The 11,368-nt window shown below is 34.0% G+C and carries 12 protein-coding genes; all 12 read right to left on the bottom strand.

What is annotated here, in order from left to right; genetic code table 11:
- Positions 1-27: 27 nt before the first annotated feature.
- On the bottom strand, positions 28-444 hold the full coding sequence (locus tag BMW39_RS13915) for an EamA family transporter (RefSeq protein ID WP_034979987.1): 417 nt from the start codon (positions 442-444) through the stop codon (positions 28-30).
- A 21-nt stretch (positions 445-465) separates the two neighbouring features.
- The gene (locus BMW39_RS13910; protein ID WP_034979952.1) at positions 466-1,260 is read right to left on the bottom strand and encodes a phosphatase PAP2 family protein; all 795 of its coding nucleotides are present in this window, start codon (positions 1,258-1,260) and stop codon (positions 466-468) included.
- A 27-nt stretch (positions 1,261-1,287) separates the two neighbouring features.
- Positions 1,288-1,869 (bottom strand): HD domain-containing protein, encoded by a 582-nt coding sequence (locus BMW39_RS13905; RefSeq protein WP_051880110.1) that lies wholly within the window; start codon positions 1,867-1,869, stop codon positions 1,288-1,290.
- 80 nt (positions 1,870-1,949) lie between these two features.
- Complete coding sequence (locus BMW39_RS13900) at positions 1,950-2,987, bottom strand: sulfite exporter TauE/SafE family protein (RefSeq protein WP_034979955.1); 1,038 nt, start codon at positions 2,985-2,987, stop codon at positions 1,950-1,952.
- A gap of 80 nt (positions 2,988-3,067) precedes the next feature.
- Positions 3,068-3,733, bottom strand: a complete 666-nt coding sequence (locus BMW39_RS13895; protein ID WP_034979958.1) for a phosphatase PAP2 family protein — start codon at positions 3,731-3,733, stop codon at positions 3,068-3,070.
- 160 nt (positions 3,734-3,893) lie between these two features.
- Positions 3,894-5,855: an LTA synthase family protein gene (locus BMW39_RS13890; protein ID WP_034979961.1), complete on the bottom strand. Its 1,962-nt coding sequence runs from the start codon at positions 5,853-5,855 to the stop codon at positions 3,894-3,896.
- Positions 5,852-6,220, bottom strand: a complete 369-nt coding sequence (locus BMW39_RS13885) for a diacylglycerol kinase family protein (protein WP_034979964.1) — start codon at positions 6,218-6,220, stop codon at positions 5,852-5,854. The genes BMW39_RS13890 and BMW39_RS13885 overlap by 4 nt, the downstream gene beginning before the upstream one ends.
- Positions 6,221-6,348: 128 nt before the next feature.
- Entirely contained in the window at positions 6,349-7,635 is a 1,287-nt protein-coding gene (locus BMW39_RS13880; protein ID WP_034979967.1) for a sensor histidine kinase, read from the bottom strand.
- A gap of 6 nt (positions 7,636-7,641) precedes the next feature.
- On the bottom strand, positions 7,642-8,319 hold the full coding sequence (locus BMW39_RS13875) for a response regulator transcription factor (RefSeq protein WP_034979970.1): 678 nt from the start codon (positions 8,317-8,319) through the stop codon (positions 7,642-7,644).
- A gap of 313 nt (positions 8,320-8,632) precedes the next feature.
- Entirely contained in the window at positions 8,633-10,174 is a 1,542-nt protein-coding gene (locus tag BMW39_RS13870; protein WP_074719349.1) for a recombinase family protein, read from the bottom strand.
- Between the two features lie 18 nt (positions 10,175-10,192).
- On the bottom strand, positions 10,193-10,354 hold the full coding sequence (locus BMW39_RS19170; RefSeq protein ID WP_117590505.1) for a DUF2624 family protein: 162 nt from the start codon (positions 10,352-10,354) through the stop codon (positions 10,193-10,195).
- A gap of 88 nt (positions 10,355-10,442) precedes the next feature.
- Positions 10,443-11,333, bottom strand: coding sequence for a Fic family protein (locus BMW39_RS19620; protein ID WP_034979996.1), 891 nt, complete (start codon positions 11,331-11,333; stop codon positions 10,443-10,445).
- Positions 11,334-11,368: the final 35 nt, after the last annotated feature.

The following is an 11,368-nucleotide window of genomic DNA, read 5'->3' as shown; positions in this document are numbered from 1 at the left end:
AATATTTTATAGATGACCGGATCTTTATTATTTAAACGCAAGTAAAATAGTTCCGCCGATAATCAACAAAGCCCCGATCGCAGTTTTCAATGTTAATGTTTCTTTAAAAAAGAAGATTGATAAAATAATAGCAATAGCTACACTTAATTTATCTACCGCCGCGACTTGCGAAACTTTGCCTATCTGTAAAGCCTTAAAATAAAACAGCCAGGATAACCCAGTTGCGACACCGGAAAGGACAAGAAAAATAAGATTGAATTTTGATAATGATCCAATATCGTTAGACTCGCCTTTTATAAAAACAATGCTCCAGACCAATACCAAAATAATTACTGTTCTAATTCCAGTTGCTAAATTAGAATTGATATTGGATACTCCCATTTTTGCAAAAATTGCTGTGAATGCAGCAAAAACAGCTGAAAGCAAGGCATAATAGAACCACATATTTTTATTTTTTGACATCAATTAAAAGGTTTTAACAAAACCAATCCCTACACTTTTATTCTGATAAAAAGGCATTACCATAGTGGCTGAATTTTGATTTTTCCCTCCTATCAAATGATTGATTTTAGGATATAACCAATAAGCCAGTTCCGTGGAAAGAATACCGAATCCGGCTCCGCCAACGACATCTCCAACCCAATGCTTATCATTCAACATTCTGTAAACTCCCGTAAAAACAGCGATTGAATATCCAGAAATTCCGAGCCAGAAATTGGTGTCCTTGTACTCTCGGAACATAAACTGTGCAGAGGCAAACGCAATCGCTGTATGACCTGAAGGGAAAGAAAGATTATTGGATTGATCCGGTCTTTCTTCCTTTACCATATGCTTTAATGGAACTACAAACGCTGATGTAATCAACATCGAAGTTCCGTAAATGATACTTCTGTCACGGAAATTATGTTTTCCTTCTACCCCAAAAGCATTTAATCCATAGACCAAAGCGGCAGGTGCGAATTGGGTGTAATTATCCAGTCTGATGTGATCCGGTTTGTGTTCATTGATCTCATCTCTAGTAGAGAAATTCAATTGTTTAATCCCTTTTACTGACAAACTTGCAACGCCGTAGCCTATTAAGGCCGCAGGAACAATCAATCTTTTATAATTAAGATGATCTGTTTCTGTATTCAGTTCAACGATGCTATCTTGCTTTGTTTCCTGAACCTGAATGGTATCATTACTTTGGGCAGAAATTTTTCCAAATGTTGAAAATAATATGAAAATGCTAAAAACTGTTTTTTGAGTGAATTTTGACATCTTATGTTTATTAATTTGATTTAAAATTTATTTAGGACAATGCATCTGAATGTTGGTCTCTTTAAACTTCGAAAGAACTTCTTGACCAAAATCTGTGTAATAGGTATGTTCTGAGAGAAACCAACAGTTCTTTTTGAGCCATTCCTCGTCAGTGTAGATCAGTTTTAGAAATATTTCAAATTCCCTTCTCAATGCCTTTTCATACTTTGGATAATTCGCTCTTGTCAAATGATACAGATCAGCATCACATAACACTTTTTCGATTAGTGAAGAAGGTTTGGGCGGATATTTTGTGGATTCAATGCAGTTTAAAACTGAACTGATAAAACCGTTCTCGCATCCATAGTTTTCTAAAAAATCCTTGGCTATTTTCTTACTTTCGTTTTCGTGACCGAGATATGTGTTTGCATACCCACAATCGTGGAACCAGGCAGCAACTTCTAAAGCAAGAGTTTCATTGTCAGAAAGATCGCATTGAGAGCCAATTTCTCTCGCCGCAGCAACAACTTCATAGGTATGGTTGATGTTATGAAAAACAAGCTCATTCGAAAGATTTTCTGAAAGAAACAATATCACATAATCACGTACAGCTTCTACTAAACTATTCATTAGCGGTTTTCATTATATATTTACAAAAGATGTTTTGTTGATTGGCAAAAGATGAGTTCTGATTTTGTAGAAATTTTGAATCATTTCATCTCTAGCTTTGTCACTAGATTATTTCTGAAACAATAGAATTCGTAACTCGGCTCTTTTCTAAAAATAAAAACCTTCTCAATATGAATCGTGTCAAACTTGTTTTTAAGCTGGTTGTATTTTTCCATAAGTCGATCCGGTAACTCTTCGGGAAGAATAGGCCTTTCTATTTCTAAACCTTCGTCATAAGTATATTCCAAAACCAAGTCAGTATTCCTCCAGGAAATGATAGATTCTTTTTGGTTATTTTTTTGAACAGCCGCAAAAGTAATTTTGTCTTGTTTGATAATTCTATTGGAGGTCCCAGCAAATAATGTCACTCCCGCAATAACCATTGCACTGTAACCAATTTTTCTGAAAATGTTTTCGCTTAAATACGGAAGGATATATTTTACGGTATATGAAGAAATTATTGTAGCTACAGCAATCGTCAAACCCAACCACAACGCCGTATTTGAATATAATCCCAGTTCTATATAAATTATCAACTTGATTAGATGCATAAAGATTTCATTGGCCGCTCTCGTTGCAACTATTTCTTCTTTTTTGAGTCCAAATTTTAAATAAAACCGATTAAACAAAAGTCCGATTGCACCAGTCATTCCGGATACAAAACCTGCCAGAAAGCCAACAATTGCCAAAACATATTCCGGATATGGCTTTTCCTCTTTCTCAGCAGTATTTTTAGATTTGAACAATTGAGGTAAATTGGCGATAAGAAACATAGCAACAATGAGCTGTAAATAATTGGGATTTATATATTTAATGAGATAAGCTCCGATTAAAACCGCAGGGATTGAAAATGGAACAAACCAGAAAAATATCTTCCAGTTGATGTGCTTTTTGAACACCGCAATTCTTGATGCAGAACTTGTAAAAGTCCCAATTGTTAATGAAAAAGGTACGACAGAGGTGGGAAGCAACAGGTTTAGAATCGGAACTAATATGAGACTTGCTCCGCCACCACATATAGCGCTCAGCCAAAAAGCGAGAATAGTTCCCGAAAATAAAAGGACAATTTTTAAAATCATATTTCTAAATAAAAGATTACACTACGTCGTATTTTAAGTACAAAAATGCAATCTGATTTAGAATAAATTTTGAATTTTAGTTACGCTTTTGGAATGTTTTTGTCATTTTTGACGTAGAAATATCCAATAATCAAGACGCAAAAAACGCCTAGTATAAATCCACCCAAAACATCTGTAAACCAATGCGCGCCGAGATAAACCCGAGAAACCGCTCCCAAGAAAATCATCGAAAGACAAATGATAATCAGAAATAATTTGACCTTATACTTAATCTTTTTTAAATGAAGAATGATCAATATCAATGCACCGAAAAAAACTGTGTAAAACAAAACGTGACCGCTAGGGAAGCTCTGATATTTTGTTTCTTCCAAAAGGACAACCAGATCTTTGGAAGGACGTGGTCTGTTGATCAGCATTTTTAGTCCTAACCCTAAAATTCCGGAAAAAAGTGTAGAAACCATCAAAACAGCTTCTTTTTTTAATCTTAAAATAAAAAAGATAAGTGAAGTTATACCGACCATTACAACCGAAACTGATGTTCTGCCAAACCAGCTCAGCCAAATCATCAGTGTATTAAGGTTAGGAGTTTGTTTTTCCTGTATTTCTTCTGAAATATGGATGTCCAAATATTCCAATGGCAGAAAGAAAACAATACAGCTTAATATTACAAATGCAATCAAAAGCGAACCAGCCGTGGCTCGAAATAAAAGCCTTTTGTTGTTTTGCAGAAAAGTTATCAATCTCATAATTCTGGAATTATCTGACACAAATTAATATCCTAATTCTGAATTAATTTTGAATCTCAGGTTTTAAAAATTGATTAAAATCCAAATATTGTACCCTATTAACAATCAAAAGATCGATGATATCACCAATCTTTTGGAAGGTTTTACATCTCAGAATATTCTATTTTACTTTCATCTTTCCATTTTTGAATCTTACACTTGCTGTCTGATAATAAGAAATGGTTTGAGAGGCCAATTCCTGATTTTCTGCTTTTATTTCTGATAAAGTCTGTTTTTCATTTCCTGAAACCCCAAACTGTTTTAACCTTTTTCTATCGTCAATCTGTGTGAAAATATTTCCTTTCAGCATTCCCAATGTTCTGTAATTGCCTATAAAAGCTCTTTCATCTCCAACTTTTGTTTGATTGATGTCTTTTCCATACAAACTTGTGTTGTAATTCCAATCGAGATATCCGAATAAAGTCGGCATCAAATCGATCTGTGAAGTTAAACGATCAATTCTTGTTGGTTGTTGCTGTGGAAGATTATAAATAATTGCAGGAATGTGATGTCTGTCGATATTGATCTCCCACTTCCCGGCACTGCTTGCACAATGGTCTGCAACTATAACGAATACGGTATTTTTAAACCAGGGTTTTGTCTTCGCATCCGCAATGAACTTTCCTAAAGCATAATCTGTATATTTCACGGCAGCATTTCTATCACCTTGCGGAAGGTCGATCTTTCCTGCTGGGAAAGTGTAAGGTTTGTGGTTGGAAGTGGTCATTACAAACTGAAAAAACGGTTTGTTTGCTTTAGCGCTTTTATCAGCGTATTTGATAGATTGATTATAAAGATCTTCATCACAGATTCCCCAGGCATTTTCAAATTTCACTTCGTTATCAGGAATTGCAAATCTTTGTGTTTTAATCTCGTCCGCTAAAGGATTACCTCTGTTTCTGTCAACAATATCAAATCCCTGTCCACCAAAAAAGGTATTCATATTATCAAAATAACCATCGCCGCCATAAATAAAATAGGGCTGATAATCTTTTGATTTTACAATTGTAGAAATGGAAAATAAATTCTGATTATTAGGTCTTCTTACGATGCTATTTCCCGGTGTTGGCGGAACAGATAATGTTAAAGCTTCCATCCCGCGAACGGTTCTTGTTCCTGTTGCATACAGGTTTGTAAAGAAAATACTTTCATTCGACAACTTTTCATAGTTGGGCGTAAGATGATCTTTATTGCCAAATTCTGTCAGAAAATCTGCGCTGAAACTTTCTATGGCAATAAGGATGATATTAGGTTTTTGTTCATTATTTCCTGTGGTAAGCCTTGATATATCATCATATTTTGCGGTTGTATATTTTTGATTTTCCTGTAAAAGATTCTTCTTAACTATTGAATAAGCTTCTTTTTCCGGAAGTTTCGGGTAGAAGGTTTCATAATCAAGCTCGTTTGATTTGAAGGCAGTTACAAAAGAAAAAGCACCGTTTTTCCCCAATTCATTTACCACCAAATTATTACTGAAATCCGCCTGCTTGTTTTTCATCACCAAGCCTAAAATAATGGCAATTGCCAAAACCGGAAGTGAATAAAATAAACGATTACTGATAGAATTCTTATCAGAAAAAGTCTTTTTGAAGATATTCAGTTTTTTAAATAAAACAAATGTAAGGACGATCAATCCTACCAAAACAACTCCAATCACAGGTAAAGGATAAGACTGATTGATATTTTCGACAACTTCATAAGTGTAAATAAGATAATCTACAGCAATGAAATTGAACCTCACGCCAAACTCATCCCAAAAAGGTATTTCTGCCAAAAGGCTAAAATAAATAATAATGAAAATCAAGCTAAGATAAAAATAGGTGAAGATTTTATCGAACAAAGATCCAATCCATCTTTTCGTAAAGATCAAAAGATAAAAGGCGTAAAATGCCAAAAATAAGGAACCCATCGTCAGGTCAAAAACGAACCCTGTGAAAAAAGCCCGCAAAATATGTAGGAAATTAAGCTCAAGATCTTTTAAAGACCAGATCAGTAGTATTATCCTAATTACAAATGCTAAAAAAACATATAAACTCAGAACGCCAAACAGTGTTGAAAATCTGCCATTGAATAACTTTTTCATAAGTAAGGATAATAGATAAGAGTGAGTAATATTAAAACTGAGATCACAGCAAATGTCATCGCTCCGGAAGCAATGTCTTTTATAAAACCAATTTTTTTATGGTATTCAGGATGAACGAAATCGCAGAGTTTTTCCACTGCAGTATTAAGGCTTTCTGCCGTGAGAATAAGTCCAAAGCCAAATATCTGAAACATCCACTCAACTTTTGTGATTTTAAAATAGAAGCCTAAAGCGACGAAAATAACCCCGATGAAAGACTGTGTCATTATCGAATGTTCTGTTTTCAGCAACAGAAATGCGCCGTTAAATGTGTATTTAAGGCTTTTTGCTCTTCCTTTCAAAAAACTGTCATTAATATTTTTCATATCAATGATTTGAATTTAAAAGGCTTATTCTATGGAATTTAGCTTTTAGGCTATAGAAATAAAAGGACGATTGCATAAATTGAATTATGCAGCAAAACTAAAATTGAATTTTGAAGAAATTTTGAATTTTATAGTTTTACAGAAAAAATGTGCAAATTATTTTCAAATTTATAATTGATTGTCCAGTGGTGGAATTTGCAAATCTCACTGATGATGGCTAGTCCTAAACCACTTCCGCTATTGTCAGCAGAAAGCTTCGAAAATCTTTTGAATAATAGATCTGTATTTAATTTTTCAGTTCCGGAATTGGCAACTTCAAATACTGAATTTGTCAACTTCACCGATATTGCTCCGTCACGTGAAGTATGACGGATAGCATTCAAAATTAGGTTATTGATAAGAACTTCAGTCAGCCCGCTGTTTCCATTTACTTTAATGCCTGAAGAAATATTTTCTGTAACAGAAATATTCTTTTGTTCAAAATGTTCATTAAAGACATCAAGACTTTGGTGCAATAGATCGTCCAGCTTAATGATTTCAGAATTATCGAATTGGCTGTTATCTATTTTTGCTAATAACAAAAGGTTCTTATTAATTCTTGAACTTCTTGTTAGAGCCCGGTTCATTTCTTCTGCAATATCATATTGCCTTTCGGTAAGGTTTACATCTTGTAACAAAAGATCAAGCTTATTTTTCAAGATGGCCAACGGAGTCTGCAACTCGTGAGACGCGTTTTCTGTAAACTCTTTCTGCGATTTATAAACGGATACGTTATGAGTAATTAATTTTCGTAATGACTGATTTAATTCTTCAAATTCTGTAGTGTCTGTCTTGTCAAATTCAATCTGCGTCTGTGTGTTTAAATTAAAATTCTTCAGTTTGTCAAGTGTGTTTCTAAAAGGTTTCCAGATTGTTTTGGACAATCTCCTGTTAAGTATAAACAACCCTGTCACGATCAAAAGAAAAAAGAAAAATGTAATGAGACCAATGATCATTACAGTGCCTTCCGTTTCCTCAATATTGGTCTCTATGGTAAAAAGATAAGGTTGTTTTTTTATATAAATGACCTTTTTAAGACATCTGTAGCGTTCGATCGTCGGATCCGCAGAAAAAGGTTTGTATTTTTCAGCTGTAAAAAGTGAGTCTTTCCTTAAATGATTGGAAGTTATTTTTTCAATATTGGTTCCTGGTTGGATATGATTCCACAAGGTAATACTGCTTTGTATTTCTTCTATGGAAGCATTCATTTTGTTAAATTCATAGCCTGTTTTTTCTGCAACGATCTCGTTGTGCTCGTCAAGTTCATCCTGCCATATTGCATCGACTACGAAATAATATACTGGGATACTGAAAACCAGAACAATCATAACAAAAATTAAAAACGGTCTGGTAGTTTTACTTAATAGTGGCTTCATAATTAATTACATATTTTCCCATCTATATCCCGTTCCATAAACTGTTTTCAGATAATGATCACAGCCAGCTTCATATAATTTCTTTTTAAGATTTTTGACGTGCGCATAGACAAAGTCGTGGTTATCCAGCATATCCGCAAAATCACCGGAAAGATGTTCTGCTAAGGTGCTTTTAGAAATAACTTTATTCTTGTTTCCAATAAAGTAAATAAGAAGGTCAAATTCTTTTTTTGTAAGGATAATCGTTTGATTATTAATAGTAACAGTTTTGGCTAAAAGATCGATCTCTAATTCATTCTGCTTTACAACATTCGAATTATTAAATTGTTTTCTTCTTATAATTGAATAGATCCTTGCCATTAATTCTGAAAGATGAAAAGGTTTTGTAAGATAATCGTCTGCCCCTAGCTTCAATCCTTTTATTTTATCATCCAGAGCATTCTTCGCCGAAATAATAATGACCCCATCCTGTTTATTCTGTCTTTTTAATTCTTCTAAAATTGACAGACCACTACCGTCTGGAAGCATAATATCTAATAAGATACAGTCATACTGGAAAGTTTCAACCTTATCCATTGCTTCACTGAAAGTAGGTGCAAATTCACAGACATAATTTTCTCCCGAAAGATATTCGGAAATACTTTTTGCAAGCTCTGTTTCGTCTTCTATGATCAGGATTTTCATTTTGCTAATTTATAATTGCAATTTTGAATAAATTTCGAATTTATACAATTTTCTATATGTAGATATTGAGGAATTTTTGAAATCATAAAAATAATATTCGTAATCAATGTTAAGATTTTAAAACTCTATATGAAGATAGTAATCTCAAAAGCGAAAATTTTAAAACAGAAAGCAATCAACGATATTGGAAATAAAAAAATCAAGGATAATAAATTTTGTAGATCAAGGTAATATAAAAATGTAAAAATATTTAATATTTCATTCTTGATAATTCTGTGATTCTTTCTAAATCTTCCACCAAATATTTCGATATTTATTCGGTTATGGGTACAAGACCGGAAAGAGGTGATAATTCACTATTTTTCCGGTTTTTTTTAGCTCGTAAATCATTGTTAATCTGATAGATATAGGACAGCAAAACGTTGGGTCTAATAGTTCGATAATGATTTTCAAAAAATTCCAATTTTTCAGGGAATATCGAACTAATTATTTGACGTTTTAATGTGATATCCCCACTACTAAAGACTTTAGCAAGATCTACAACGTTCGATAATGCATGGTCAAGTAGTTTCGGAAAATCTATTTTGTTTTTATCTTTTACTTTGGTCAGGTTGCTTTCTAACTTTTCAATTTTGTCCTTGCAATCAGTTTTAATTTCCAAGTATTCCTCATTATCAATGATCTCTTCCAGTAGTTTGTTTCTTGCCGACTTTAACCTGTTATTCAATCCATCTATTTCCATTAATATCTTTTTTCTTTGATGTTGAGGATTATCGATAAACTTCTCAAAATTTTGTTTCAAGACCTTTCTCAAATATTTTTTAATGGACTCCCTCATCTCTAATGCTTGCAGTAATTCCAGGAATTTATTGTTGATGATTTCTGCTCTATAACGATATCCGCATGGTGACTGACAGTGATAGTAATAATATTTCTTGGAGTGTCCTGTAGATGCACTGCCTGTAATTAAATGTCCACATTCCGGGCATAGAAGGAATCCTCTCAGTGGAAGATTATCGTCAGACAGTACTTTAACATTGGGTCTGGCAAGATTTGCATTGCCATTCATTATATTCTGCACTTTGTCGAATAACTCCTCACTGATCAAAGGTTCATGGATACTTGGAACATAATGGGCCTCTTCGTCATTGTATTGTTCTACATAAATTTTTCCGCAATATGCAGTATTCCTCAAGCCAGCAAGAAAAGAACTAACTTTTACAGTTTTCCCTTCCCTCCTATTCATCATATCCATGATCTGGCTGGCAGAATAAACACCTTTCGCCATTTCATTGAATGCCCATTTCATATTGGAAGCTTCAGGTTCCTTTTGAGTGACATACTTCTTCCCGTTTTCCGTGATCTTATTCACATATCCATAGGGCGCCCTTCCCATTAATCTTCCTTCTTTTCTGGCACGACGCATTCCATAGTAGGTATTCAAGGCACGCCTGTCATTTTCAACTTCCGGTGCTGCAAGATAGATAGCCAGCATCATCTTGTTCTCGGGAATTGAAAGATCTAAAGGTTGTTCAATGGCTTGCGGATCAACTTTGAGCTTTTTCAGGATATTGATCATTTGATAGGCATCACCAGCGTTTCTGCTAAAACGGTCCCATTTGGTAAACAACAATAAATTGGTTTTGGAGCTCTTTTTCTTAAGAGTATCAAGCAGCTTAAGCCATTCAGGCCTGTTAAAGGTTTTGGCGGAATAATCTTCATAAATGACCTGTCCCACTACGATACTATTATTCTCACAGTATCGCCTCAGTCTTTCTTCCTGGTCTCTTTGGGAATAACCTTTATCTGCCTGCTCATCGGTTGACACACGAATATATAAATCGGCTTTTTTCATTTCTACAATCTTAAAATATTATTCATCTAAAAACTCCCTTATTGTGACTGTCAATAGCATTTTTAGAAATTCTACAATTTGTTCAGCTTCCTCAATAGTTAACTCAATTTCCTCCTCTTCTTTGAGAATTTTGATAATCTCTTCAGTGCTTATATTTTTAATTTCAATGTTCTTTTCCATAACCGAAATCTTTTAAATAAAAATATTCGGCTAATCCAACAACTATTAATTAATGTATTTAATTGATACACTTGGCTTAGATGTGCTTTTACTCTTGAATTTCAAAATATTTCAGAATGGCATTGTAGTTATCTTGGGCAGTTAGGCAGGTATCAAGAAGATAACCTCTAATATTTTCCCATTCCTGTAATCCTCTGTAATAAAATAGCTTTAGCTCTTCATCAATAATAAATGGAATAACGTTGTTAGCTAAGCATTCTTTAAACATAATCAATCTGCCAACACGACCATTTCCGTCTTGAAAAGGGTGAATAATTTCGAACTGATAGTGAAAGGCAATAATGTCCTCAATGGTTTTATTTTCAATATCGTTGTATTCAGATAAAATCTCTTTCATTCTAGTTGCTACTTTGCCCGGTGCTGTAGTTTCATTACCTCCAACTTCATTCGGCAATTTCTTGTATTCCCCAACATTAAACCAGTCTTTAGCACTATCAGATGTTCCGGACTTTAGTAAGAAATGAAGCTCTTTTATTAATGATTCAGTTAATTTTGATTTAGCCTTATCAATTATGAGATCAATAGCTCTAAAGTGATTTGTAGTTTCTATGATGTCATCTACATTGATACTTTCCTTCGAAACCCCGACCGTATTTGTTTCAAAAATATATCTTGTCTGATCTAATGTTAGCCTACTTCCTTCTATTCTATTTGAGTTGTACGTCAGATCGATCTGGGTTCTGTGATAAATGCCGCCCTTGAGCTTCATTTCTTTCTCTTCCTTCAGTTTGTTCAGCAAAGGATTTTTACTAAACTTCTTTTTACTTTCTTTTGAAGGAGGAAGCGCATCCTCTGGAATATTATAGGTTTTACCAGTTAAGAACGAACCGTTAATCCTGCCATGCGCACAGTAATTCCTGACAGTTCTTTCAGGTATGTTCCATTTTTTGGAAAATTCTGCTACTGATATATATTTCATAAGATTCTAGATAGCCTTCATCGGCAAAAATTACA

This window comes from Epilithonimonas lactis (genome assembly GCF_900110605.1).
Classification (GTDB): Bacteria; Bacteroidota; Bacteroidia; order Flavobacteriales; family Weeksellaceae; genus Epilithonimonas; species Epilithonimonas lactis.
Note: the sequence above shows the minus strand (reverse complement) of the source record. Positions and strands in the feature narration are given on the sequence as shown.